Source organism: Methylocystis suflitae (assembly GCF_024448135.1).
GTDB classification, from domain to species: domain Bacteria; phylum Pseudomonadota; class Alphaproteobacteria; order Rhizobiales; family Beijerinckiaceae; genus Methylocystis; species Methylocystis suflitae.
Genome location: NZ_JAMRYX010000071.1, coordinates 39,159 through 63,781 on the forward strand (window position 1 = coordinate 39,159; position 24,623 = coordinate 63,781).

At 64.3% G+C, this 24,623-nt stretch carries 18 protein-coding genes, 1 tRNA gene and 1 pseudogene; 7 read left to right on the forward strand and 13 right to left on the reverse strand.

The window, feature by feature from the left end:
- Nucleotides 1-16 precede the first annotated feature (16 nt).
- The 6 genes from addA to ahcY all read right to left on the reverse strand — a co-directional run bounded on the left by addA (nt 17) and on the right by ahcY (nt 13,282).
- Nucleotides 17-3,463: a double-strand break repair helicase AddA gene (addA, locus tag NEI07_RS05880; RefSeq protein ID WP_256033344.1), complete on the reverse strand. Its 3,447-nt coding sequence runs from the start codon at nt 3,461-3,463 to the stop codon at nt 17-19.
- Nucleotides 3,460-6,567, reverse strand: coding sequence for a double-strand break repair protein AddB (gene addB / locus NEI07_RS05885; RefSeq protein ID WP_256033345.1), 3,108 nt, complete (start codon nt 6,565-6,567; stop codon nt 3,460-3,462). The genes addA and addB overlap by 4 nt, the downstream gene beginning before the upstream one ends.
- 5 nt (nt 6,568-6,572) lie before the next feature.
- Nucleotides 6,573-7,265, reverse strand: a complete 693-nt coding sequence (locus NEI07_RS05890; protein WP_256033346.1) for a nucleotidyltransferase family protein — start codon at nt 7,263-7,265, stop codon at nt 6,573-6,575.
- 31 nt (nt 7,266-7,296) lie between these two features.
- On the reverse strand, nt 7,297-8,835 hold the full coding sequence (gene tsaE, locus NEI07_RS05895) for a tRNA (adenosine(37)-N6)-threonylcarbamoyltransferase complex ATPase subunit type 1 TsaE (RefSeq protein ID WP_256033347.1): 1,539 nt from the start codon (nt 8,833-8,835) through the stop codon (nt 7,297-7,299).
- Entirely contained in the window at nt 8,832-11,336 is a 2,505-nt protein-coding gene (locus tag NEI07_RS05900; RefSeq protein ID WP_256033348.1) for a sensor histidine kinase, read from the reverse strand. The genes tsaE and NEI07_RS05900 overlap by 4 nt, the downstream gene beginning before the upstream one ends.
- Before the next feature lie 536 nt (nt 11,337-11,872).
- Nucleotides 11,873-13,282, reverse strand: a complete 1,410-nt coding sequence (gene ahcY, locus NEI07_RS05905; RefSeq protein WP_256033349.1) for an adenosylhomocysteinase — start codon at nt 13,280-13,282, stop codon at nt 11,873-11,875.
- Between the two features lie 388 nt (nt 13,283-13,670).
- Here ahcY and NEI07_RS05910 point away from each other — a divergent pair, with 388 nt between their 5' ends.
- From NEI07_RS05910 to NEI07_RS05935, 6 genes and pseudogenes are all read left to right on the forward strand, one after another.
- Entirely contained in the window at nt 13,671-14,387 is a 717-nt protein-coding gene (locus tag NEI07_RS05910) for a response regulator (RefSeq protein WP_256033350.1), read from the forward strand.
- A gap of 146 nt (nt 14,388-14,533) precedes the next feature.
- Nucleotides 14,534-14,953: pseudogene (locus NEI07_RS19595) on the forward strand (two-component sensor histidine kinase); the annotation flags it as partial.
- A gap of 132 nt (nt 14,954-15,085) precedes the next feature.
- Entirely contained in the window at nt 15,086-15,667 is a 582-nt protein-coding gene (locus NEI07_RS05920) for a sensor histidine kinase (RefSeq protein ID WP_256033384.1), read from the forward strand.
- Nucleotides 15,668-15,721: 54 nt separating this feature from the next.
- Complete coding sequence (locus NEI07_RS05925) at nt 15,722-17,053, forward strand: glycosyltransferase (protein WP_256033351.1); 1,332 nt, start codon at nt 15,722-15,724, stop codon at nt 17,051-17,053.
- 231 nt (nt 17,054-17,284) lie between these two features.
- The gene (locus tag NEI07_RS05930) at nt 17,285-17,785 is read left to right on the forward strand and encodes a tellurite resistance TerB family protein (protein ID WP_256033352.1); all 501 of its coding nucleotides are present in this window, start codon (nt 17,285-17,287) and stop codon (nt 17,783-17,785) included.
- The gene (locus NEI07_RS05935) at nt 17,782-18,570 is read left to right on the forward strand and encodes an SDR family NAD(P)-dependent oxidoreductase (protein WP_256033353.1); all 789 of its coding nucleotides are present in this window, start codon (nt 17,782-17,784) and stop codon (nt 18,568-18,570) included. Before NEI07_RS05930 ends, NEI07_RS05935 begins: the two co-directional genes overlap by 4 nt.
- A gap of 128 nt (nt 18,571-18,698) precedes the next feature.
- Here NEI07_RS05935 and rpmF read toward each other — a convergent pair whose 3' ends face one another.
- From rpmF to mgtE, 3 genes are all read right to left on the reverse strand, one after another.
- Nucleotides 18,699-18,887, reverse strand: coding sequence for a 50S ribosomal protein L32 (rpmF, locus tag NEI07_RS05940; protein ID WP_256033354.1), 189 nt, complete (start codon nt 18,885-18,887; stop codon nt 18,699-18,701).
- 145 nt (nt 18,888-19,032) lie between these two features.
- Nucleotides 19,033-20,037, reverse strand: a complete 1,005-nt coding sequence (locus NEI07_RS05945; RefSeq protein ID WP_256033355.1) for a glycoside hydrolase family 25 protein — start codon at nt 20,035-20,037, stop codon at nt 19,033-19,035.
- Between the two features lie 53 nt (nt 20,038-20,090).
- Complete coding sequence (gene mgtE, locus NEI07_RS05950; RefSeq protein ID WP_256033356.1) at nt 20,091-21,503, reverse strand: magnesium transporter; 1,413 nt, start codon at nt 21,501-21,503, stop codon at nt 20,091-20,093.
- A 71-nt stretch (nt 21,504-21,574) separates the two neighbouring features.
- Here mgtE and NEI07_RS05955 point away from each other — a divergent pair, with 71 nt between their 5' ends.
- Nucleotides 21,575-22,549 carry a polysaccharide deacetylase family protein gene (locus NEI07_RS05955; RefSeq protein ID WP_407659852.1) on the forward strand — a complete coding sequence of 325 codons (975 nt, stop codon included), beginning with the start codon at nt 21,575-21,577 and terminating at the stop codon, nt 22,547-22,549.
- A 150-nt stretch (nt 22,550-22,699) separates the two neighbouring features.
- Here NEI07_RS05955 and NEI07_RS05960 read toward each other — a convergent pair whose 3' ends face one another.
- The 4 genes from NEI07_RS05960 to NEI07_RS05975 all read right to left on the reverse strand — a co-directional run bounded on the left by NEI07_RS05960 (nt 22,700) and on the right by NEI07_RS05975 (nt 24,606).
- Nucleotides 22,700-23,578 (reverse strand): hypothetical protein, encoded by an 879-nt coding sequence (locus tag NEI07_RS05960; protein WP_256033359.1) that lies wholly within the window; start codon nt 23,576-23,578, stop codon nt 22,700-22,702.
- Between the two features lie 219 nt (nt 23,579-23,797).
- Nucleotides 23,798-23,882, reverse strand: a tRNA-Leu gene (locus NEI07_RS05965).
- A gap of 80 nt (nt 23,883-23,962) precedes the next feature.
- A complete protein-coding gene (locus NEI07_RS05970) occupies nt 23,963-24,355 on the reverse strand; it encodes a type II toxin-antitoxin system VapC family toxin (RefSeq protein ID WP_256033361.1) in 393 nt (130 codons plus the stop codon).
- Nucleotides 24,352-24,606 carry a type II toxin-antitoxin system VapB family antitoxin gene (locus NEI07_RS05975; RefSeq protein ID WP_256033363.1) on the reverse strand — a complete coding sequence of 85 codons (255 nt, stop codon included), beginning with the start codon at nt 24,604-24,606 and terminating at the stop codon, nt 24,352-24,354. Before NEI07_RS05975 ends, NEI07_RS05970 begins: the two co-directional genes overlap by 4 nt.
- Nucleotides 24,607-24,623 lie beyond the last annotated feature (17 nt).

Consider the following 24,623-nt stretch of genomic DNA (forward strand, 5'->3'; position numbering starts at 1 on the left):
CTCAGCGCCGCCGGATCTACAGCGCGCGTTGAAGCGCGTTCGCGAGCGCCGATTCATCGGCTTCGAGCACGCTGGCGTTCTGCGTATAGATCAGAAAGCAGCGCAGCCGCTTGCCCGGAAAGAGCGAGGCGACAGCGGCGCGATAGAGCGCGAGCTGGCGCACATGCGCGTCTTCGAGCTTGGCGCGCGGCCGTCCTGTTTTAAATTCGGCGATGAGCGCTTCGGTCACGGTTTCGGCAAGTCGGTCAATGCGGCCGGAAACGACGGCGCCGTTCTCGAGCGTCGCGACGATGTCGACCTCTGGAGTCGAGTCTGGGCCAAAGAGCGGCGCAAGACGCGGGTCTGCGAGGATCGCAAGCGCCGACTGCGCCAACGCCTCTCGCCTCGCTTCGTCCAGAAAGCCGCCGCGCGCCATAAGGAAGCGTCGCGCCGCGCTTTGACGGCGGTCTGGCGCGCAGGCCGGCAGATGCTGCAACAGCGCATGGACCAGACGGCCGTTCAGCAGACGTTCCGCTTCGCCTCGGCGCGCAGCCACGCCGTCCGCGCCATTGGCGATGAGGTCCGCGCCGGCGAGCGCGCTCGAGGGACGCAGCGGCGGCGACGGCGCGACCTCGGGCCGCGCCTTGGTCATGGCGAAGGCCGGAACGGCCACAGCGGCGGCCGGCGGCGCTCTTCTCGAAAGATCGAAGCGCGGCGGAACCGCGCCGCGGCGCAGAATCGTCGCTGTCGCATCGAGGGGGTCGGGCAAAGTCTCGCAGCTTGATTCGAGCGCGTCGCGTACGGCGTCGTACCAGCAGCCGTCGGCGCGACCGTTGACGCCATGAGCGCCGCAAATATACAGCCGCTCCTCGGCGCGGGTCAGCGCGACATAGAGCAGGCGCTGGCTTTCCTCGCGCTCGCCGCGCCGATGCTCCTCGCGCGCCTGCTGGAGGGCGACCGGGTCGCTGTCCTTGCCGATCGACCAGAGGAGCGCCGCTTCGTCATCCTCGCCAAACGCGTAAAGCTTCGGATCGTGCTTGCCTGCAGGCGCGCCGCAGGTGTCGGGCAGAAAAACGATCTTCGCCTCGAGGCCCTTCGCCGCATGAGCGGTCATCACCCGCACGGCCCCGCCGGCCGATTCCATATCGCGCTTGATCGAAAGATCGAGCGACTCGGCCATCTCCAGAAAGGCCGTGAGAGACGGCGGCTGTTCGCGCTCGAAACTCGCGGCGAGCTTTAAGAATTCGTCGATCGCGTCCTCGGCTTCGCCGCCCAGTCTCGCCATGAGTAGCGCGCGTCCGCCCCCGGGGCCGAGAACGCTGCTGAAAAAGTCGAACGGCGCCAGAGCCGCAGCATCGCGTCGCAAGCGTCGCAGCCGCGCCGCGGCCTCCCGGCAGCGCGCGTCTTCGGACTGCTCGATCGCTTCAATCAGTGACGCGCGACGGCCCGGCGCGAGCGCGATGAGATCGTCGTCGTCGAAGCCGAAGAACGGCGACTTCAGGACGCACGCCAACGTCAGATCGTCTTGCGGCAACAGCGCGGCGCGTCCAAGCGCGATGAGATCGTGGACGGCGATGTGGTCGGCGAGATTCAGCCGATCGGCGCCGGCCACGGGAACATGTTCGTTTTTCAACGCGCGAATGATCGCCTCGAAGAGCGGACCGCGCTTGCGCACGAGAATCAATAGATCGCCGGCCTCGACAGGACGCAGCGCGCCGCCGTCCTCGACGCATTCGCCGTTTTCGGGCGCGAGCAGCGCCTTGATCTTGCGCGCCAGTCTTTCCGCGAGACGCTCACTGGGATCGCTTGCGTCGACATAGTCGAGCGGCAGGCGCCAATCGCTTGGGTCCTGCGCCTTATCTGCGCCGATCGGCTCCCAGATTTCGATGAGCGCCGCGACGTCGGATTTCCACGCCTCGTGCCTTGGCGCCGGCTCCTGCGGATCGCAGCACAGGCCGAGGCGATTCGCTTCGATCGCGAAAATATCGTCGACCGCTTGCAGCACGCCGGGCGAAGAACGGAAGGATTGCGTGAGCGTCACCGCTTCGAAACGGCGTTTGACGCATTCGAATCTTCGGCCAAACTCGCGCCGCATCTCGTCGAATTTTTCCGGCGCCGCGCCCTGAAAGGAAAAGATCGATTGCTTCTCGTCGCCGACCGCAAAAAAACTGCGCGGCGGGCCGCCCTTGGCTTCGCGCGCGCTGTCGCCTGTGCAAAATTCATCAGCGATCGCCGCCAATATGTCCCACTGCGCCGAACTCGTATCCTGCGCCTCATCGAGCAGGATGTGGTCAATCTGCGCGTCGAGCTTATAGAGCACCCAGGAGGGGCTCGAACGATGCAGCAGGCGGCGCGCGCCCTCGATCAAATCGTCATAGTCGAGTAGTCCCCGACGTCTCTTGGCATGCTCATATTCGCTTAAGATGGCGTCCCCGAGAACATGCAGCGCCAGCGAGCGTTCAGCCGCGGCCGCCGCCTTGCGCTTTTCGACGAGCGCAATGAGCCTGTCGCGCTCGGCCTCCATGCGCGCGAGGAGCTGCGGTTCGCGCTTGGCGAGACCGCTCGTGACAATTCTTGTCTTGCCGGTCCCGCGCGGTTCGCCGTCTGTTTTGAAGAAGACCGCGAGATAGCTTTCGATACAGTCCGGATGCGGCGCAAGCACAAAAGCAGAGTCAAGCGAGTCGGCGAGTTTGCCGTCGTTGGTCGAACCGCCGCGCAGCATTTTGGCGAGCGCCGGCCACGCGGACGGCGGCTCGCCGTCCTCGATGATCGCCGCTTCGATTCGCGCCAGCGTTTCATCTGTCGTCAAACCAAGCGCGGCAAAGACACGCGCCTCATAGTCGTCCTGCTCGCGCATATGCGCGATTTCTTGACGGTGATGCAGCAATTCCTCGCAAAGCGCGTCAAATCCCGCGGCCGAAGTCTCGCGGGCGACAAGCTCCAGCGCTTTTCGCAGCGATCCATTGTCTCGCGTGGCGGCCTCAAGCGCGCGCCGGCGCGCCGAATCCATCAGCTCGGCGCGCTCCAGATCGTCGACGACGCGGAAGGATGCCGGCACATTGGCTTCGAAGGGAAAGATATGCAGCAGCTTCTCGCAAAAGGCGTGGATGGTCTGAATCTTGAGGCCGCCGGGCGTCTCGACGGCGCGCGCAAAAAGCCGCCGGGCGAAGTCAAGATCGATGCGCGACTCGACTGTTGCGCCCATCCGAGCGATTTCATTGGCCAGCGCCGCATCGTCGAGCGTCGCCCAGCGCGCGAGCGCCTCGAAAACGCGCGAACCCATATTGGCGGCGGCCGCCTTCGTATAAGTGAGGCAGAGAATCTGCGACGGCCGCGCGCCGGCAAGCAGCAGCCGCAAAACGCGCTGCGCGAGCACATGGGTTTTCCCGGAGCCGGCATGCGCCGACACCCAGGCGGACGTGAACGGATCTGACGCCGTTTGCTGGCGCCGGATCGTTAGCGCGCCAACGGGACGCTCGCTCATGCCGTCTCTCCCCCGCCGCGCATCCATTCCTTGACGCGCGCCAGATGGTCATAGTCGCCGATATCGCTCATAAAAGCCGGATGCGGCCGCGACGCGTAGGGCGTCGATTCACTGGAAAACTGCGACAGCAGCTCTTCGAGCTGCGCGCGATGCGCCGCGACGACATCGGCGAAGCGCGCGTCTTTCCATTCGAGCCATTGAGTCTCGCCGCCCTTTCGCAATCCGATATAGGCGGCGCCGGAAACCGGCCGCGGGCCGATCTTTTCGAAAGCGCCGGCCTCGATCATCGCCGCCTCCAACGTCAGCTGCGGCGACCAGCCGGCCTTGACCTGCTTTTTGGACGGCGGCGCGCCGGTCTTGTAGTCGAAGACATAGGCTTGGCCCTCGCGATCCAGCTCTATGCGGTCGGCGATCGCGGTCAGGCGAAAGGTCGTTCCGTCAGTGAGCGCAAGCGCGATCTCGCCGCGCGTTTCGACATGGATGTCGCAGTCCAAAGCGCGACGCTCCTGTTCGAAGCTGAACGCATGATCGAGCCCCGCTTCGATGCGCGGCCATTGGAAACTCACGAAAGCGGGATCGGCCATGAAGCCATCGAGTTTCTCGCGCGCGAGATCGCGGAGAATGTCGCGGGCGCCAGAGGGAAGCGCGCCGCGCGAATGTCGTGCGACGAAGGCCGCAAGCGCTTCATGTATCGCGACGCCGATTTCTCGCGCGCCGGCTTCCGCGCCGATCGGCGGCAGCGGCGTGAGTTTGAGAATATATTCGGCGAAGATCGCGTAAGGGTCACGGCGCAGGCGCTCGACGCGGGTGACGCTCAAGCGGTGTGGGCGCAGCGCCGCCGGTGGGCGCGGCTGCGGCCGTTCGATCGCAATCGTCGTTTCCGGACGATCGAGCACAGCGGCGATCGCGAGCATCGCGTCGCCGCGTTTCCTGCAGTCGTCGAACACATCGCCGGCAAGCGCCGAGAGGCGCGCGATGAAGCGGGAAGGAACGGTCGGCGCGCCATTACGCTTGATCGCACGGCTCAGCACGACGCGCTCCGCGCCCAAAGCCATGATGAAGTCATGCGCGCTTTGGCCGATGCGTCGCTCCGGCGCCATCAGGCCGAGTTGGGCGCGCATCGAGCGATTGAGAAAAGCGCCGGTGTCCGTCTGCGGCGGCCATACGCCTTCGTCCAGTCCGGCAAGCAGGATGAGATCGGCCTCGATGAGCCGCGCCTCCAAAGGGCCGAGGATCTTCAAGCGTGGATGGGCGCGTCTTGGGCCGCGCAGCATCGTCTCGGCGGCGACGCGGTCGAAGAGCGCCGCGTAGTTTAGCGCGTCAAAGCCTGCCGGCGCCTCAGCGTGCGCGAGCCGATCGAGGAGTTCGAACAGCGCCGACGCGCCTTCTTCATCGCTTTCGTCCGCGCCGGCGATCACGGCTTCAAGCGCGCGACTGTGCGCGCGCGCGCGGTCCGATAGCGACGCCGTTGGCGTCAGCGCGGCGAAGGGCGAGAAAGCGGCGTCAATACGCGCAAGCGCGTCTTCGCTCGCGCGCCAGTCGTCATCGCTGATGCGGCGCGCCGCCGGATGCGCATGCGGCGCGCGCGCCACTTCGCGCGCCGGGGGGACCCGCGCCGCCCAGCCGCCGTCAGGCTGCGCGAATGTCCGCAGCACCCCGATCTCGATAAGCGGCGCGAGCGATGCGACATGCGCGCGCGAAAGTCCGAGCGCAGTCAGCGGATGGGCGAGCAGCGCGGCGACGTTCACGGCGCCGGCGCGATCCGATCCGATCGCTGCGACGAGCCGCGCCAGCGCGCCTATGGATGTTCGTGCGAGCGGCATGCCGCCCGAATCGTCGATCTCAATGTCGAAGCGTCGCAACTCGGCGGCGACGCGCCGCGCGACGAGCCGGTCCGGCGTAACGAGCGCCACCGTTTTGCCGGGCGTCTCCAGCGCCTCGCGCATGAAGAGCGCGAGCGTCAAAGCTTCGAGCCGCTCATCCGGCGCTTCCAGCGCGATGACGCCGTCGAGCGCCTGTGCGAAGCCGCCGCTCTGCGCAGCCTGATAGTCGCGCCACGCCGACGTCGCGTCAGCAGGCGCCATCGCTTGCGAGACAAAGGCGCGGCGCGCCGCGAGCGTCGGGGTCAAGCGCGCGAGTTCGCGCGGTTCGTCGCGCGCCGCGCCCATCGCCGCGAGCAAGCGTTTCAACATCATCTGCGGATGGGTAAAGGTCGGCTCTCGACTTTGATCCGTCCAACCCACGCTCGCCCAGACCTCCGCGCTCATGATCTGATCGAGGCCCGGCAGGACCACGGCGCCATTTTCGAGTCCGGCGATGGCGGCGAGCAGCCGCGTGGTCGTCGGCTGCGCGCCGGTGGAGCCGAGCGCGATCACCGGCGCGGTCGGCGGCGTGCGGGTAAGCTCGGCGATCTGCGCTTCAACGAGGCGTTTCTGATAGGCGCTGGCGTCGATCCGTCCGCGGTCGGCGAGAATTTGCGGCCATTCGCGCAAGGCGATCTGCAGAAATTTCGTCGTGATCGCCCAGAAATCGCTGTAGGCGTCGTCGCTCAAAGCATCGAACCTGTCGACCGAAACATCTTCGATGTGCAATTCGTCGATGAGGGCGCCGAGTTCGGCGGCCAGCGCATAGGCGGCCGACGGCGTCGATGCGACGAGAAGCGGTTCGCTCTCATGCAGTTTAGGCGCGCCGCTTGTATCGACCGAGATGAGCGCGCGCCCAATCGCTTCCGCCCATTGCAAAATGAGCTGCGACAGCAGCAGGCGTCGTTCCAGTTCTTCGATCGGCGCGGCGAGGGACGCATCAGCCTCGACGTCAAAGTCTCCGGCAAACAGAGCGGCGTTCTCGCGCTCCTCCAGAGCGCCGAGCGGCAGGATGCGCGGCAGCAATGTCGCGCGCCGATCCAGCGCCTGCGCGAATTCGGCGGCGAGCGCCCGCGCCGCGCGCTGCGTCGGCACATAGATCGTGGCGCGCGCCATCGTCAGCGGCGGCGTGTCGCTCGAGAGCGCGGGAACGATCTCGCCGTCGAGCAAGGCGTAAACAAAGGTCTTCAGAAACGGCGCGCCCGGCGCAATGGTGAAAAGATTGCGCCGGCGCGGAAGCATTTTATTCAGCCCCTGCGCGCGGCGATCGCACGCTCGGCGTCTGCAATCGCCGCGGCCGTGCCGACGTGAAGCCAAAGACCGCTGGAGACGACGCCGTAGAGTCGCCCCTTGCGCGCGGCCTCGAAGAAGAAGGGCGCGAGCTTGAAGACATCATCCGCGACGCCGGCGAAGAGCTGCGGCTTCATGAGGCCCACGCCGGTATACACATAAGGTTTCTGGCCATCATACCGAATAATGCGCCCTTCAGCGTCCAGATCGAAATCGCCGCCCCAGTCGACTCCGACGCTTCCCGATGTCGGCGCGAGCAGCAGCGCCGCGTCCATCATGTCGGGGTCAAAGGCTTCCGCAAGCGCTTGGACATTTGAGCGCGCCGCGTCGATCCAGAACGCGTCGGTGTTGCAAACGAAAAACGGATCGTCTCCGATCAGGGGAAGCGCTTTCTTGATCCCGCCGCCTTGATCCAGCAGCAGCGCACGCTCATCAGAAATCACGATGCGCGGACGGGCGCGCGTCGCGAGGTGCGACTCGATCTGATCGGCGAGATGATGGACGTTGACGATGGCCAGTTCGACGCCAGCGTTTTCGAATTCATCGAGCGCGCGGTCGATCAGCGTGCGGCCGGCGACGGAAACGAGCGGCTTCGGCGTCTTCTCGGTGATCGGCCGCATGCGCGCGCCAAGGCCGGCGGCGAACACCATGGCGACGCTCGGCGCAGACGCGAGAACTCTATCAGGCCTCGCGAAACAGGCCGGGGATGTTGGCTTCATACCACGCCCTGACATCGGCCAGCGCCGGATGGCGGAGGCTCTTTTTGAGATAGGATTCAACGCGCGGAAGATGCGCGAGATATTGCGGCTTGCCGTCGCGCTGATCCAGCCGCGCGAAAATCCCCAGGATCTTTGTCGCGCGCTGCGCCGCCAGGATCGCATAAGCTTTAGCGAAAGCGGCCATGTCGAATGCGGAGTCGGCGTCGCGCCGCAGTTTGGCGTAATGGGCGAGGAGCTTCAACTCCAAATCGTCGGGCACGTCGACGCGGGCGTCCTGCCCTAGCGAAGCGACGTCATAGGCGGGGTGGCCGAGCACACAGTCCTGGAAATCGAGGATGCCGATCCGCGCCAGACCGTTCCGCTGCGCGAGCCACAAAAGATTGGGAGAGTGATAGTCTCTCAGAGTCCATGTCGGCGCGGCGCTCGCGACATCGACAAGCGCCTGGCGCCAAAGATTGAGAAAGATGGCCTTGGCGCCGGACGAGACCGACGCCTTCTGGCGCGTCAGATACCAGTCGACGAGCAATTCCACTTCGATCAGCAAGGCGTCGAGGTCATAGGGCGGGATGTGGTATTCGCCGCCGCCATCGACCGCGATCTTATCCGGCAGGCGCTGCGCGTGAAGATAGGCGAGCACGCCCGCCGCTTCGAGATAGCGCTCGACGATCGGGCCGCTCCCGTCGACGGCGCCCTCGCCGCCAAGATCCTCAATGATGAGCAGGCCGGCGTCGACATCTTTGGCGTAGACTTCCGGAGCCGAGAGCCCCAGGCCGCGCAGCCCCTGAGACATCGCGACAAAAGGAGCGACGTTTTCGGCGAGGCGCGCGATCGCGCTATAGGATTTGCCGAAACGGATCGGCGGTCCGTCGGGCCGCGCCGGCGAGATCATCAGAATCGCGCGCTGTCCATTTTGCTTTGCGAGCCGCTCATAGGCGCGCGTCGAAGCGTCGCCCTGGAGAAAACGCCGCTCGGCGCCGGCCCATCCCGCCTGTCGCAGAAGTTCGCGCAGCGCCTTAAAGGACGCGAGGCGCGACACGAAGCCGCCATAGCCGGAAATGGTGAGCCGACGCGCCTCGCGATTATCGCCATCGACGAAACTCAATCGCACTTCGAGACGATCGGGCGAGAGCGCTTCGCGCGCACGTTCGGCCCATTCGACGAGCACGATCGCGTCGTCGGTCGCCTCCTCCCAGCCCAATCCCTCAAGCTCCCCAGTGTTCTCCAGCCGATAGAAGTCGGCGTGAACGACGCGCTTGCCTGCGCCCTCGTAGACTTGCATCAGCGTGAAGGTCGGGCTTGGCGCCTCAAGCCGCGGGTCCTCGACCAAAGCGCGAATCATCGCGCGCGCGAATGTGGTCTTGCCCGCGCCGAGATCGCCGGAAAGCATCACGGCGTCGCCGGTGCGAACGAGCGTCGAAAGCTCTTGCGCCAGTTCAATCGTCTCGGCTTCGCTGGCGACGTCGAGGCGCCAGACAGCTTTCGGCGCTGACTCCTCGCTCATTCGGCGCCTCCAGCGCTCGCCGCGAGAAGACGCGCCTCTTCATGCGCGGCATGCGCCGGAAAAATGCAGGTTACGGTCGTGCCTTCGCCAGGGGCGGAATCAATCAAGACCCTGCCGCCATGAAGCTCCATCAAGGCGCGCACGATGGAAAGGCCGAGCCCGACGCCGCGGTGGCGGGAGCCGGCAGTGTGCGACTCGAAGCGATCGAAGATGCGTTCGAGAATTTCCGGCGAAATGCCGCGGCCGCGATCGGTGACTTTGAAGACGATTTCGGCCTCGCGCCGCAACACGGCAAGCGTCACTGTCTGCCCCGGACGCGAAAATCCGATGGCGTTCGAAAGAAGATTGAACAGGATCTGGCGCACGCGTTTGGCGTCGCCGCGGAACGTTCCGACATCGTCCAGGGCGACGATCTGCACGTCGATCGAATTTTCGGCGAGCCGATCCTGCACGCCTTCGATCGCCGCGCGCATCGTCGCCTCGACGTCGACCTCGGAAATTTCAAGCTCCAGCGCGTCTTCGTCGATGGTCGCCAGATCGAGAATATCGTCGACGATGGCGAGCAGCGCCGCCGAGGATTTGTTGACATATCCGAGATATTCGCGCTGGCGCGGATTGAGCGGGCCGGTCGAGTCCTCTCCGAGGAGATGCACGAAGCCGTTGATGTTGTTGAGCGGCGAGCGCAGCTCATAACTGACGTGATGGATGAAGTCATTGCGCAATTTTTCGGCGGCGAGCAGCGCCTTGTTACGGTCCGTCAATGCGCGCTCGACATTCACGTCGGCGGAAACGTCGACGAAGGTAAGGAGCGCCGCGCCGTCGAGCAGTGATTGCGCCGTGCAGTCCAAGACGACGCCGTCGCTGCGTTCGATGCGCCGCGTGAAGCCTTCGCGCAGCTCATTGAGACCGGTGACGAAGCCTTGCAGCGCCGCCCATGTCTCCTCCGTGGCGTGCAGCGCGCGGCATCTCGCCGCGAGCGCGTCGAAGCGCGGCCGTTGCGTGAGCTCCGCTGGATCAAGCCGCCACAGATGGGCGAAGGCGGGATTGCTGAACTTCAAACGGCCGTCGGAACCGAACACCGCCACGCCCTCGTGCAGCGTCTCGAGCGTTTCGCTCTGCATGCGTGCAAGCGCGTTGAAGCGCGTCTGGAGATCGTAAGCCTTGGTGGCGTCGTCATAAAGATAGGTGACGCCGCCTTTGGGATTGGGATGCGCGACGACGTCGATGATGCGGCCATCCGGCAAATGCCACGTGTGACGTATGGGCTCCGGCGAGCGATAGACTTCAAACAATCGCTCTTTCCACGCCCTGTAATCCGACTCGACGGGCACGCGCTGCTCGGCGCGCAGTCGGTCGAGAATCTGCCCGTCGGTCGGCCGTTGTTCGAGGAACCTCGGGTCGAGCTGCCACAGCTTGGCGTAAGCGTCGTTGCTGTAAATCAGGCGCCGCGTGCGATCAAAGCTCGCGACCGCCGTCGGCAGCTGATCGAGCGTGCGCACATGCGATTGCATCTGCTGTTCAAGATCAGCGCGCACCGTCTCGACCTCATGACGATCGATCGCGATGGCGGCGGCGGCGCCTGCAGCGGAGGCTTGTGTGACGTCGAGCCGATGGCGCTCGCCCGCGACGACGGCGTTGACGCGCTCGCGCCAGACGCTGTTTTTGGCGCGCGCTTGCTCGGCGGCGCTACGCGCCGACTGGTCGAGCAACTCCAGTTTGCGGGCGAGGGCGTCCTCGGGGTTCTTCGCTTCGACCGCCTGCGCATAAGCGTCGTTGACGAAGACGAGTTCGCCCGCCTCATTGCGTATCCAAAATGGCGCGGGCAGCGCCTGGAGCATCGCGCGCAGACCGGAGAGTTCAGATTGCGCCGACGCGTAGCGCTCGCGAAGGCCAATCAGCTCCAACCGGTCGCCGGAGACTTCACGGATGCGCAACACGACGCTGCCGCCAACCGCTCGGCCGTCGGCGTCAAAATACCGACCGGCGACGCCGGCAAGCGCCAGGCGGAAGCTTTCGCCGCTCTTGCGCAGACGGTCGACGGCGCTTTCGAGCGCCTGAGCGTCTTTGGGCGCAAGCCAGGCGGCAAAGCTCAATATGCGGCGCGGCGCGGCGACAGCCCCGGTCATGATCAGAGATGAAGAATGGATTTCGGGCTCGGCGTCGGGCGCCGTCCAGGCGACGAAGATCTGCGGCTCGGATGCGAGGAAGGTTTTCGCCCGCCCCAGTTGGGCGCGAGCGTCGTCGAATTCGAGTCGCAAGGCGGCTTCGCGGCGACGCCAGGCGGCGCGCTCGCGCACATGCGTCGCGACGAGGGCCGCGGCGAAAATCGCCAGTCCGCCGCTAAAGGCGAAGCTGACGATCTGCGGATCAATGGCCAGATCCTCGAGGAAGCCTGCCGCGCGCGCCGGCGTCGCCTCGAGCCATAAAAGCAAAGACCCGAGGGAAGCGCCGGCAAAGGGAGGAGCGCCAGAGTGGTTAATCGCGCGGCGCCGTCTCGTCATTGCGAGGACGACTCCGCTTGCAAGCGATCGAATTGGCGCGTCATGAAAGCCGGTCTCCACGGTCAATTGCGGGTGCTCATCACAACAACGCCGTAAACGGTTCTTGCAGAACGCGGACGCAGCCTGCCGAGCGCAGGACGCGGATGGGCTCCGACCGCAGGAAGACGGAGGGGTCCGTCCGTCGCCTGTCGCGCGCACACGAATCAACCCCAATCTAAAGCGCAATTGCCCAAAACGGAATCTTTGAAGCGCGAATGTGCAAGGCGTTCGGGCGAACGTCGATCTCCGCGTATGACGCGAAATGCCTCTCCCTTGCGGAGAGGTCGGCGATCGAAGACCAACGGGTGGGGCCGCATCACACGCCCTTGAGCAAATTTTGACCCGTCCAACTCCCTTACGCGGGCTCCCTTTCCGTCAAGGGGGAAGGACGCGCAACGCTTTGCCTTCAACCGGTCGCCCTGCTCGCAGGCCTCTTAAAAGACGGCCTCGCTCCAGGCAAGGAGCGAGGCCGCAAATCGGAAAAAACCTGAACCGCGTCAGTAGCGGTAATGGTCCGGCTTGAACGGGCCGTTCTTCGGCAGGTTCAGATATTTGGCCTGCTCATCGGTCATCTGCGTCAGCTTCACGCCGATCTTGTCGAGATGCAGCGAGGCGACCTTCTCGTCGAGATGCTTGGGCAGCGTGTAGACCCCGACAGGATACTGGCCCTGCTTGGTCCACAGCTCGATCTGCGCCAGCGTCTGATTGGTGAAGGACGCCGACATCACGAAGGAGGGATGACCCGTCGCGCAGCCGAGATTCACGAGGCGCCCTTCCGCGAGCAGCAGGATGCGCTTGCCGTCCGCGAACTCGATCTCGTCGACCTGCGGCTTCACATTGTGCCACTTCAGGTTCTTCAGGCCGGCGACTTGAATCTCCGAGTCGAAATGGCCGATGTTGCAGACGATGGCGCGGTCCTTCATGGCGCGCATATGGTCGACGGTGATGACGTCGACATTGCCGGTCGCCGTGCAGAAGATGTCGCCGCGCGGCGCGGCGTCTTCCATGGTCGTGACTTCATAGCCTTCCATCGCCGCCTGCAGCGCGCAGATCGGATCGATTTCGGTGACGAGCACGCGGCAACCGGCGTTGCGCAGCGACGCGGCCGAGCCTTTGCCCACGTCGCCATAGCCGGCGATGACGGCGACCTTGCCGGCCATCATCACGTCGGTGGCGCGGCGCACGCCGTCGACGAGCGACTCGCGGCAGCCATAGAGATTGTCGAATTTCGACTTCGTGACCGAGTCGTTGACGTTGATCGCCGGCCAGAGGAGCTTGCCCTCCTTGTGCATCACATAGAGGCGATGCACGCCCGTCGTCGTCTCTTCGGTGACGCCTTTGATCGCCTCGGCGTTGCGCTTGTAGAAGCCCGGATTGGCCTTCAGGCGCTTCTTGATCGAGGCGTAGAGAACTTCTTCTTCTTCATTGGAGGCGGTTTCGAGGAAGGCGACGTCGCCCTGCTCGGCGCGCAGGCCAAGGTGGATCAGCAGCGTCGCGTCGCCGCCGTCGTCGAGAATCATGTTCGGGCAGCCGCCGTCGCCCCATTCGAAGATCTTGTGGGTGTAGTCCCAATAGTCCTCGAGGCTCTCGCCCTTCTTGGCGAAGACCGGCGTGCCGGTCGCGGCGATGGCGGCGGCGGCGTGGTCCTGCGTCGAATAGATGTTGCAGGAGGCCCAGCGCACGTCGGCGCCGAGCGCCTTCAAGGTCTCGATCAGCACGGCCGTCTGGATGGTCATATGGAGGGAGCCCGCGACGCGCGCGCCTTTTAGCGGCTGCGACGGGCCATATTCGCTGCGGGTCGCCATCAGGCCCGGCATTTCCGTCTCGGCGATGGCGATTTCCTTGCGGCCCCAGTCGGCCAGCGAAAGGTCGGTGACGGCGAAATCGTTAAAGTGATGTGCGGTCATGCGAAATCCTTCTGTTTTCCTGCGCGGCTTAGTCTCGGATGTCATTCCCAACGCGCGAAGCGCGATCGGGAATCCAGAGCAAGGCGAGCATTTCTGCGTCGGCTCTGGATTCCCGGTCGGGCCTGCGGCCTGCCGGGAATGACACGCCAAGGAGCGGCTCAACCGAATTCGCGCCGCAGGCTCAGGCCAACGGCTCGGCGCCAGCCTATAGCAGGGGCGGCCGAGAAAGGCAATAAAGATATAAAGATTTCTTTATGTCTATATGCGACAGGGGCCGAGCCACCGCAACAAACCGAAACAAGCGCGCCAGAATCTCGACACAGCGGTGAGGGACCCTTGGCAGGGAACTCAGCGCTGGCCCGGAGCCGCGAATAAAGGGGGCCCTAGCTTGAATGAAACCGCATCAAACGCGGTCGAAAGGCGACGGATTCTCGTCGTCGAGGACGACGAGGAGATCAGATCGCTCTTATCGAAATATCTCAGCGACTGCGGATTTAAGGTGATGCTTGCCGGAGACGGCAAACAGATGGACGAGCTCCTCGCGAGTTCGCAGGTCGATCTCATCGTGCTCGACGTCAACCTTCCCGATGAGGATGGATTTTCGATTTGCATGCGCTTGCGGAACACGGGAAGCCCCCCAGTGATCATGCTGACCGCGCGTGGCGAAGACACGGACCGGATACTCGGCATTGAGCTCGGCGCCGACGATTATCTGGTCAAGCCCTTCGTTCCGCGCGAACTGCTCGCACGCATCGGCGCCGTCCTTCGGCGGACGGCTCCGGACATCGAGCCCAGCCAGCAAATTAATGCCTATTGCTTCTCCGGCTTTGTTTTGAACTCCTCCACGCGTCGCCTGTTGGGCCCGACCGGCGTAAGGGTGATTCTGACGAGCGCGGAATTCGACCTGTTGCTGACGCTCTGCCGCAATCCCGGAAAAATATTCGCGCGCGACGAGCTGAAGGCGGCGTCAACGACTGAGCGGAGCGTGGACATCCTGATCAGCCGGCTTCGTCAAAAGATCGAGAATGACCCGCGAGACCCGACGCTCATTCAGACGATCCGCTCGATGGGCTACACGTTCACGGCGAAAGTCAGCGCTCATTGAAAACATCTGCGCTCCGAAACATCAATGTGCAGTTGGGACTTCTCCTCCTCCTATGCGTCGGCCTGTTCCATGCGGCGGTGACGACGATCTTTTTTCTGACCCAACCCGCTCCGGGCGACCCTCGAGACCTAAGCGCCGCTCTCAGCGTGGCGGCTTTGACAGCCTTAGACGCCGCCTCCGCAGCGGAACGGCCAGCCATCGCCACGGCATTTAATGCAAACCTTCCAGGGTTTCACGTCGCGCTCTTAGGGCCAGGAGTCGCCGCCCGCAACGGAGGCCAGCCAGTTTATTTCCAAGATCGCCTTCCCACCGGAGTCGAGATCGAAGCCCACGACGGCGACAAGCGATTTAGCGGGTCGTTGCACGACGGTCAGAAATTCGAACTCGACGCTCCGACCCGGCGTCCCGGTTTCCCACGGTTCGCGGTCGTCACCCTCGGCTTCGTCGCGATCAGTCTGTTCATCTTCTCCTTATGGGCCGCGCTGTCGCTTACGCGCCCCCTGACGAACTTCGCCAACGCTGCCGAATCCTTCGGCCTCGACAGCGTCCCGGCGCAGCTCGCCGAGACAGGACCCGAAGAAGTCCGCAAGGCGACGCGGGCCTTCAACCGCATGCAGCATCGCATCGCCCTGATGGCCTCCCAACGAACGAGGATGTTGACGTCCGTTAGCCATGACCTTCGAACGCCGATTACGCGAATGCGCCTTCGCGCCGAATACATCGAAAGTGGCGACACGAAACTGAAACTGCTGCGTGACCTCGACCAGATGGAGGCGATGGTCCGCAGCTGCCTGGACTACTTGCGCGGCGGTTTCCAGCAGGAAGTCGTCGCGCTGGATCTGGCGAGCCTGTTGCAGGCGGTTGTCGATCAGTTCGGCGATATGGGCGCCGACGCGCGTTACGACGGAGTCGATCACTTAAGCGTTCTCGGCAGTCCAGACGATCTGGAGCGTGCGTTCTCTAACCTCATAGACAATGCCGTAAAATACGGGGAAAGCCCCGAGGTCCGGCTGTGGGAAAGCGATGAAGCAGCCGTTGTCGAGGTCGTCGACAGGGGTCCGGGCATCCCGCCGGAAAAGAGGGAATCGATGCTGGAACCCTTCGAGCGAGGAGACGTCAACGCGTCCGCGAACGAGGGATTTGGCCTGGGCTTGGCGATCGCGCGCGCGATCGTAGAAGCTCACGGCGGACGCCTCACGTTGGATGAGCGGACCGGCGGCGGCCTGATCGCGAGGGTGTCGCTGGCCAAGCTGAACTCGAAACAAAACGAAACAAATTGAGCAAATAAATGTCTCCGGGGAATCCGACCTTGAGGACCCAAAGGGGTCATCGGTATGTCGGTATATCAACTACCTCCGGGCCGCGCCGCGCTATCGGGAAAAACCGTCGCAGTCGTGCATCCTGCGTGGCATTCCTGCGGAACGCATCAGGTCATCGCCAGCCAAATAAAGGCCTATAAGAAACTCGGAGCGCGCGTGCTCTCCGTCGCGCTTATGGACGATGTCACGCCCTCGATCGGCCACGGCGGGCGCTGGAAGAACTACAGGTTGCATAGTCGGGACCTCGCTGCCGACGAGAGATATGAATCGTCCGCCACGATCGCGGACCTCTTCAAGACAACGCTCCTGAAGGACGGTTGGTGGCCCTTGATCCATGGCGACCACGCAACTTGGCTCGTGGAGCTCGTGAAGCGCGCGCCTCTGCCCGAAGCGCTCGATACGGGCGCCATTGACCTGATCCACGCCAATCATTTCTTCGTCATGCCCTTCGTCGAAAGAATGCGCGAAAGCCGCCGCATTCCCGTCGTGCTAGACACTCACGACATTCAGGCTCGGCAGTACGAGCTACGGAATCGCGCTGCGTTTAGCATCCCGCCGCATGTTCGCTACAACAGCATGCTCGCGATCGAACTCGCATGGGTCGAGCGCGCCGACCTATGCATTCACTTGAATTCGGAAGAGTATGCGACGTTCGGCCAGCTGCTGCCTCAGTCTCGTCACGAACTGATCTATCCGTCGATAGCCCCCGTGGCTCCCGGCCCCAATGGCGATCGGGCTATTTTTGTCGCTGGCGACAACGCCGCCAACTACATCAGCGTCCGATGGTTTCTTAAATATATTGTGCCGCATGCGCCTGAAATGTCGATTTCGATTTTTGGCGACATCGCCGATGGCGTGAAAAGGCGTGACAGGCGGTTGTATGAAGAACATCGCAATCTTTTCCGCGGCAGGATAGCCGATATAGACTCCGCCTACGCCGACGCGGGCCTCATTCTCCTCCCAACAAGAGAAGGGCACGGCCTTTCAATCAAGACCGTGGAAGCTCTGTCCAGCGGACTGCCCGTCATCGCGACGTCGAAGGCTTTCAGGGGCATGGAGATCGATCCCTCACGGCTTCGCAACGTCTACATTGCGAATGAGGCCAGCGAATTCGCCGCTGCCATGGTCAAGTGTCGCGCCATGAGCGAACGGAGCGAATTGGCGGCGAGCGATACGCGCGCGCTATACGAAGAGAGATACTCATTGGAACATTTTGCGCGTCGGCTCGGGAACGTCGCATGCAAGTTGATGGTGAACGATCTCCGTACGCCGTCGGGCGCTGGATACAGAAAAACAGCGACCGGCGCCTCGACTGATCGCGCTTGGCGCCCTTCGGCAGCCGAGTGATCAAGCCGCGCGACTTGCGGCTAAACTCACAATGACCTTATCCGCCGCTCTGCGAGCCATTGCGCGAAGTTCGCGCGAGCGAGGATCGTCGCCGTGGCGAACTGAACGGCGACCACTGGCGAGACGGCCATAAGCAGCGGATTGGCCGGATCGGCTGCCCCTCCTACCCTTCCCGCTCCCCATGATCTATACCGATGACTACCCAACTCCCGCTCGGTAGCTTCGCCGCCCATGTTCTCAGCGCTCAAAAACTTCATCAACGACCTCACCGGCGAAGCCGAGCAGCCCAAGGCCTTTGGGGCCGCGGACTATCAGCTCGCCGCCGCCGCGCTTCTCGTCCATATCGCCTCGGTCGACGGCCAATTCGACGACAAGGAAAGGGCGCGCATTCATCAGCTCGTCGAGGCGCGCTTCGGCCTTCAAGGCGACGCGGCGGCCGAACTGATCGATTCCGCGCAGGAGAGCGAGCGGGACGCCGTCGACCTTTATCGCTTTACGAGCGTGCTGAAGCGCCGGCTCGATGAGGACGGTCGCCGGCAGATTGTCGGCATGCTCTGGGATATGGCGCATGCCGACGGCGCGGTGCACGAATTCGAGGAGAACGTCGTCTGGCGCGTCGCCGAATTGCTGGGCGTCTCGACGCGCGAACGCGTCGAGCTGCGTCGGGAGTTCCGCGACGCCGCCGCGCCGACGCCAACCGGCCCGTGGTCGCCGAGCGAGGGCGAACTGTGACGCGCCCCGTCGCGGTCATCACCGGCGCGTCTGACGGCATCGGCGCGGCGCTTGCCCGCATCTTCGCCGCCAACGGCCATGAGCTCGCGCTCGTCGCCCGTCGCGGCGAGCGGCTGGAGGCGCTGGCCGACGAAATCGCCGCCAATGGCGCCGTCGTCCGCCCACTCCCCATCGAACTCGATCTCACAACTGAGAGCGCCGCCGAGTCGCTTGCGGAACGCCTGGCGGAAGCAGGCGTCGCGCCGCGCTTCCTGGTGAACAACGCGGGATTTGGCCTTATGGGCCGCGCCATCGAGCTCGACGCCGCCGAGCAGCTCGCGATTGTCGATCTCAATACGCGCGCGCTCACCGCACTGACCTTGCGCTTTCTGCCGTCGATCGTCGCGGCGAAGGGCGGCGTGCTCAACGTCGCCTCCGTCGCGGCCTTCATGCCGGGGCCTGGCTTCGCCGTCTATTACGCCACCAAGGCCTATGTGCGCTCGCTCAGCGAAGCGCTATCGCAGGAACTGAAGCCGCTGGGGGTGAAGGTCGCCTGCCTGTGTCCCGGTCCCGTGCAGACCGGCTTCCAGGCGCGGGCCGGCTTCGATCTCTCGGGCGTGATGGGCGCGATGAAGCCGGCGATGCTGCCGGCGGCGGAAGTGGCCCGCCAGGGCTATGAGGGCTTGATGGCCGGCAAACGCGTCATCGTGCCGGGCCTCGTCAACCGCATGTTCGTCTGGGGCTCGGCGGCGGCGCCGCGCGCGCTGCTGCTGCCGCTGCTCGCGACGGCCCAGAAGCGGCGCTGATGAACCTTCGCCCGGCCGGAGCGATCCCCGACCGCTTGGAAATGATAAAATCCTATCCCCCTATGACTGTTCGAAAACAAAAAAGCGAGCCTCGCGGCCCGCTTTCGTTTCCTCGCATGTCGGAGCGGTTATTCCGCAACGGCTTTCGGCTTCAGCACCTGACGGCCGCGATACATGCCGGACTTGAGATCGACGTGATGCGGCCGGCGGAGCTCGCCGGAATCCTTATCTTCGATATAGGTCGGCGCCTTGAGGGCGTCGGCGGAGCGACGAAAGCCTCGCTTCATCGGCGACGTTTTTCTTTTCGGAACAGCCATTTATTCTCTCTCTAAACGAAGGCCGCGGACGACAGCGCCGCGCGGCGGAAACTGGCGTTGCGCCTATACGCGAAATCTCGCCCCATGGCTACCCCGGCGACGGCTTTGCAAGGGCGATCGTCGCAAATTGACCTGCGGCCTTCCCCTATTGGACGGCGGCCGGCGGGACGGGAGCGCTCGCCGCCTTGTCATAGGCGTTCTTGTCGTCGCCCGACAGCATCGCCGGATCTTCCTCGATGAGTTGCTTCGCGCCCCGATCGTCGCCCCGCCGCGCGGCGACCGGCGCCGCCGCCAGGCCGGTCTGATGCGCGAGCCAGCTTCGCCAGTGATCGGCTGAGCCGTTGAACGTGTTCTGGTCCACCGCGCCGGTGATGCCCGGCACGCGCCCGTCGGAGCGATACTGCCAAAAAGTCCATTTGCGGTCGCCGTAACGCACCTGCGGGTGATATTTCGTCGAGCGGACCCAGATCGGATATTCGGACAGAGCGTCGGAGTGCAGGATCGCCTGATAGAAGTCGACCGAGGAATAGATGATCGGCTTCTTGCCGTAATGGCGCTCCATCTGCGTGAGCATGTCCTTCATGTCGCGCAGCACTTCCTCGCGATAGAGCGTACGCTTGCAGGTTCCCGACGTCGGCGTCGCCTCGACATCGAGCACCGGCGGCAGCGCGTCGGGCTCATTCGGCACGACGCTGGCGAAATTGCCAATCTCTTCATGCGGCCGGCGGCACCAGTAAACGAAGTGATAGGCGCCGCGCGGCACGCCGGCCGCCTTCGCCGCCGCCCAATTGTAGGCAAATTTCGAGTCGACCCGGTCGCCGCCTTCCGTGGCCTTGATGAAGGCGAAGGAGACGCCCGAGTCCCGGACCTGCTCCCAGTCGATATTGCCTTGATATTTCGAGACGTCGATGCCGTGGACGGCGAATTCGGCGCTGCGCGTCGCCGGGAATTTATGGAGATCGGTCTCCGGCACGGCGTAGGCGAGAAAGCTCGGGTCGCGCTTGGGATTGATCAGCGGCGCGCTGGTCTGGAACCGCGGCCGGCGCGAAAAGCTCGGATCATAGGAACTGCCGCAGCCGGCGAGCGTCGCCGCCAATGCAGCGCACACGAGGGCGGAGGAAAGCAGGGAAACACATTTCAACGAGCGCATTTCTCCAAATTATCCCCGCAGGCGGTAACGGAGCGTAAACGCGCCGACGCGCCTCAGCCCAAATGGAACCACAAACTGGCGATTGTAAGGAACGCGCCGTAGCCGACCACGTCGGTGATGGTCGTCACGAATGGCCCCGAAGCGACGGCAGGATCGAACTTCAGCTTGTCGAAGGCGAGCGGCACGACGATGCCCCCCAAGGCGCCCGCGACGAGATTCGTGAACATCGCCATGGCGATGACAGGCCCAAGCCCAACATTATGGAACCAATTGGCGGCGACGATGCCGGTCACGAGGCCAAAGGCCGCCCCATTAACCGCGCCGATGGCCAGCTCCCTGAGAATAATCCGCATGGCGTTGGCGCGGGTCAGCTCGCGGGTGGCGAGCGCCCGCACGGCGACCGTCATGGTCTGGGTCGCGGAATTGCCGCCCTGCCCCGCGACAATCGGCCCCAGGACCGCCAGCGCCACCATCTGCTCCAGCTGCAACTGAAAATGCTTGAGCACGCTGGAGGTGATGAAGGCGGTCAACATATTGACCGATAGCCAGGTGAAGCGGCTCCGCGCGATCCACCAGAAATTATCGGTCAGCTCTTCTTCGGGGTTCACGCCGCCCAGCGCCAGAATCTCGTCCGACGCCTGCTCCTGAATGACGTCGACGATGTCGTCGATGGTGAGAACGCCGACGAGCCGTTCGGATTCATCGACAACCGGCACGGAAACGAGATTGTAGCGCTCGAAGAGCCGCGCCGCCTCGGCGCCGTCCTCGGTCGCCTTCACCCGCCGCCGATCCTCCTGCATGATTTCATCGAGCCGCACGCTTGGCTTGGCCCGCACCAGAGCGTCGAGAAAAACGGTTCCGAGCAGACGGTAGCCAGGATCGACAACGAAGACCTCGAAGAAGTTCTCGGGCAGATTCTCTTCGCCGCACTCTCGAAAAAAATCGAGCACGCGCCCCGCCGTCCAGAAGGGGGGCGCGGCGACAAAAGTCGTCTGCATCAGGCGCCCGGCGGAATCCTCGGGATAGTCCAGCGAGCGGCGCAGGACGATGCGCTCTTGCGCCGGGAGCGCGTCGAGAACCTCCGCCTGCTCTTTCGGCTCCAGACCTTCGAGAATGGCGACGGCGTCGTCGCTTTCGAGGTCGCGCACGCCCTCGATGAGAGTCTCGACCGGGAGTTCCTCGAGGATGTCCTCGCGGGTCGCTTCGCCGACCTCCATCAGGGCCGTAAAGTCGAAGTCCGCGCCCATCAGCTCGACAAGGCGGGGCCGCGCTTCGTGGCTCAACAGCTCCAGCAAGGCGCCAAGGTCCGCCTCATGCAGGTCGCCGACGAGTTCGTGAATCCGCGCCGAGTCGCCCAGCGCGATCGCGCCTTCGACGTCCAGAACGAAATCTCGGCTGAGAGACGCCTCTCCGCCGTCGCGGAAGTCCTCGGCGGGGGTCGCCGTATCTTCATGATCGAGCGGCATAGGCGGTCCCGCGCTATATTATGGTCGCGCTCTTAACCCGGGGGCGCGAGAAATCAAACCGGCAAGCCGTCATGACCGCCATTTTTCTACTGCTGAAAAGCTCTGAAGCGCCCGTCGCCGCTCCCCTCCTGCGGTTCGCGCTCATGCTGCTGGCGGCCTTATCCGCCGCCGGCGTTCTTAACGCGCCGCCCGCCGCCGCCGAGGAACGGACCTGCGGGCCCGAGGCGCTTGGCGTGTCGCGCGTCATCGAAATCGACCGCTCCAGGGGAACGGCGGTCGGCCTGCAAACCTATCCGCGCACGCTCGATTTGCGTGATCATGAGGTGGTGCTGACGTTCGACGACGGACCGGCGTCTCCCACGCCGCAAGTGCTCGACGCGCTCGCCAAGGAATGCGCGCGCGTGACCTTCTTTCTGATCGGCCGGAATGCGGAGAGCCTGCCCGCTCTGGTGAAGCGCGCCGCCGCCGAGGGTCACACCATCGCTCACCATTCCTACAGCCATCCGGACAAGACTTTGAGGCTGATGAGCGAGGACGCCGCCAAGGCCGACATCGACAAAGGGATCTCCGCCGTGAACAGGGCGCTCGGCGGGACGGCCGCGCCCTTCTTCCGCTTTCCCGGCTTCGCCGATACGCCCGCGCTCGTCGCCGACCTCACGGCCCGCGGCTACACGATCTTCGGCTCGGATCTGTGGGCCTCGGACTGGTCGCATATGACGCCCAAGGCCGAACTCGATCTCGTGCTGTCGCGGCTCGAAAAGACCCGCAAAGGCATCGTGCTCTTCCATGATTCGCAGGCGATCACCGCGCAGATGCTACCCGAATTCCTGCGCGAGCTGAAAAAGCGCGGCTATTCGCTCGTCCACATGGTTCCGGGCGACGCGCCGACCCCGATCGTCGCCGCCGGTCCGGATTGGACCTCGACGACGGAGCCGATCATCGCCAAAACGCTTGGGCCAAAGGCCAAGCAGGCGCCGCCGGCGCATGAGCCCGGGCATGAGCATGAGCAGGGCGCGCAAGAGGCCCCGAAATCCGGCGCGCCTTAGGCAGGATCGAAAAAGCTGACTGCGCGACGGCGCCGCATAGATCACGCTGCGTTTGGGCGGAATCGCCCAAATGCAGATAACGTGATCGTCCCAAAGTTTAGAGCGCGTTCTACGCGAAAAACCGGTCCCCACTTTTTCTCGAGCCGCGCTCTAGCCGCCGCGATCGCAGATATACGTGCTCTTCGAACCCCAGCAGGACCCGCTTTTATAGACGTTTCCGAGAGTCTTGCCGCCGAGCGCCGCAGACCAGGTTTTCCCCCTCGCCGGAGTAAGCGTCAGCGTCTGACCGGAATATTGGAAGACCACCACGCCGCCTGTTCGCGAGATCTGACAGACGCCGCTGTTAAGCACGCGTCCCGAGATCCTGACGTAGCATTTGCCGCTTCGCGCCGCGGACGCGGGCGGCTCCTGTTCGGCTGCGACGTTCGCCGTCGCCGACGAATCATCTTGGCCCCCGCGGCGCGCCGCTCTGCGCTTTCCGGCGATGCCGTCGCTGAGAAATTCCGGCTCGAGTTCGAGGTTGGCGAGGGATGACGCGAGAGGGTTCGACGCTTGAGCGCCCGGCGCCGATTCCGCGCCTTCCTGCGTGGGTGCGGCGCGTTCTGGCGTCGCTGTCGGCCCCACCGGTCCGGCGATGATCGAAGGCGGCTGTTCAGGCGACGCCAAATTGGCGGCCGGCGCCCCCGAACGCGATTGGCTCGGCGCCGCGCGCGGCGCGGGAGGCGCTATTTTTTGAGGCGTCATCGAATCTGCGGGATCGCCATTCTGCGGAAGTTCTCCCCAGAACGCGGAGCCGACGACGATCGCGGTGCCGACGACGACAAGCGCCGCAGCGCCAATGTAGAAGAACCGCTCGACCCTTTCGAAGTTGCGATCGGACGCCGTAGCGTAGGGCTGGCGGCGTGAACCCGCCGGCCGCGGCGACGCCGCGCGCCAATCGCCTTCGATATCGTGCCAGGCATAACGGGCGCGCGTCTCGATAGTGTCGGCCTTTGGCGGCGGCCTGCGGTCTCTAAACGACACAGACATGCTTCCCTCTCCGGGCGCCGTCGAAACAAAAGAGCGGCGTCGAACGCCTCGCGGTCTGCGCACGAAGGCGCGCGGCGCGCTCATTTGCGAAGATCGAGCAAGCGGCTTGCACTGACCAAGCGCCAGCGCGACCATATTGCCTCGGGGAATGTGGCTGATGTTTGCCCGCTGCGGCGCCGCAAGGCCGCGCGAGTTTGGGGCGCTTTGTGGCGCTAACCTTGGTGCGGCCGAGAGGACTCGAACCTCCACTGGTTGCCCAACTAGCACCTCAAGCTAGCGCGTCTACCAATTCCGCCACGGCCGCAAGGACGCTCCGCTTAACGCGAAGCGCCGGCGCGCTGCGTCTAACAAATCGGCTCCCAGATGACAAGCGGCTGCTGTCTGTCACAGGGCGCTTCGCACATCCGTATGGGTGAAGTCGTCGCCTTTGTAGAGCAACGGCTCGCGAAAAGCCTTCGCCAGCGCATAGGAAAAGCAATCGCCCATATTCAATCTTGCCCTGTGGCCGCGGCCCTTGCCGAAATCGCGATAGGCGGCGCGGGCGAGCCGCGCCTGTTCCGCCGTCACCGGCTCTATGACGACGCCGGCCTCTTGCAGAAGCTCATCCAACTGGCGGTTCGCCACGGCGTCGCCGGCCGAGTCGATGACCGCGGCGGTCTCGACATAGCTGGCGGCGGAGAGGCGGCGGATCTTTGCGGCTGCGATGGCTTGCGCAAAAGCCAGCGCCTCCGGCTCAGCGCGCAAAATCGCAATCAGAGCGGAGGTGTCGAGAATCACTTCGGCAGGCCGCGCCGATCATAGAGCAGCGCATCGTGATCGAGCGATCGCGTCCTTTGATCGAGACGCGCCGCGCATTCCTTGCCGATGGCGACCAGCCTCTCTGCGAGCGGCGCGTTTTCCTTCGCGCGCAACTGGGCGAGGCGCTCGCGCACCGCGATCGTCACTGCTGCAGTCTTGCTTTCGCCTGACACGCGCGCCAATTCACCGATCAGTCGCTCGGTTTCGGCATTCTTGATGTTGAGGGCCATGCCTGAACCTTTCTACC

What these genes read in the sequence shown, in the direction of transcription:
- addA (WP_256033344.1), bottom strand. Translation starts at nt 3,463, where the DNA reads ATGAGCGAGCGTCCCGTTGGCGCGCTAACGATCCGGCGCCAGCAAACG.
- NEI07_RS05975 (WP_256033363.1), bottom strand. Translation starts at nt 24,606, where the DNA reads ATGGCCCTCAACATCAAGAATGCCGAAACCGAGCGACTGATCGGTGAA.
- NEI07_RS05925 (WP_256033351.1), top strand. Translation starts at nt 15,722, where the DNA reads ATGTCGGTATATCAACTACCTCCGGGCCGCGCCGCGCTATCGGGAAAA.
- ahcY (WP_256033349.1), bottom strand. Translation starts at nt 13,282, where the DNA reads ATGACCGCACATCACTTTAACGATTTCGCCGTCACCGACCTTTCGCTG.
- NEI07_RS05930 (WP_256033352.1), top strand. Translation starts at nt 17,285, where the DNA reads ATGTTCTCAGCGCTCAAAAACTTCATCAACGACCTCACCGGCGAAGCC.
- NEI07_RS05945 (WP_256033355.1), bottom strand. Translation starts at nt 20,037, where the DNA reads ATGCGCTCGTTGAAATGTGTTTCCCTGCTTTCCTCCGCCCTCGTGTGC.
- NEI07_RS05955 (WP_407659852.1), top strand. Translation starts at nt 21,575, where the DNA reads ATGACCGCCATTTTTCTACTGCTGAAAAGCTCTGAAGCGCCCGTCGCC.
- NEI07_RS05920 (WP_256033384.1), top strand. Translation starts at nt 15,086, where the DNA reads ATGCGCCTTCGCGCCGAATACATCGAAAGTGGCGACACGAAACTGAAA.
- NEI07_RS05900 (WP_256033348.1), bottom strand. Translation starts at nt 11,336, where the DNA reads ATGACGAGACGGCGCCGCGCGATTAACCACTCTGGCGCTCCTCCCTTT.
- addB (WP_256033345.1), bottom strand. Translation starts at nt 6,567, where the DNA reads ATGCTTCCGCGCCGGCGCAATCTTTTCACCATTGCGCCGGGCGCGCCG.
- tsaE (WP_256033347.1), bottom strand. Translation starts at nt 8,835, where the DNA reads ATGAGCGAGGAGTCAGCGCCGAAAGCTGTCTGGCGCCTCGACGTCGCC.
- NEI07_RS05890 (WP_256033346.1), bottom strand. Translation starts at nt 7,265, where the DNA reads ATGGTGTTCGCCGCCGGCCTTGGCGCGCGCATGCGGCCGATCACCGAG.
- rpmF (WP_256033354.1), bottom strand. Translation starts at nt 18,887, where the DNA reads ATGGCTGTTCCGAAAAGAAAAACGTCGCCGATGAAGCGAGGCTTTCGT.
- mgtE (WP_256033356.1), bottom strand. Translation starts at nt 21,503, where the DNA reads ATGCCGCTCGATCATGAAGATACGGCGACCCCCGCCGAGGACTTCCGC.
- NEI07_RS05960 (WP_256033359.1), bottom strand. Translation starts at nt 23,578, where the DNA reads ATGTCTGTGTCGTTTAGAGACCGCAGGCCGCCGCCAAAGGCCGACACT.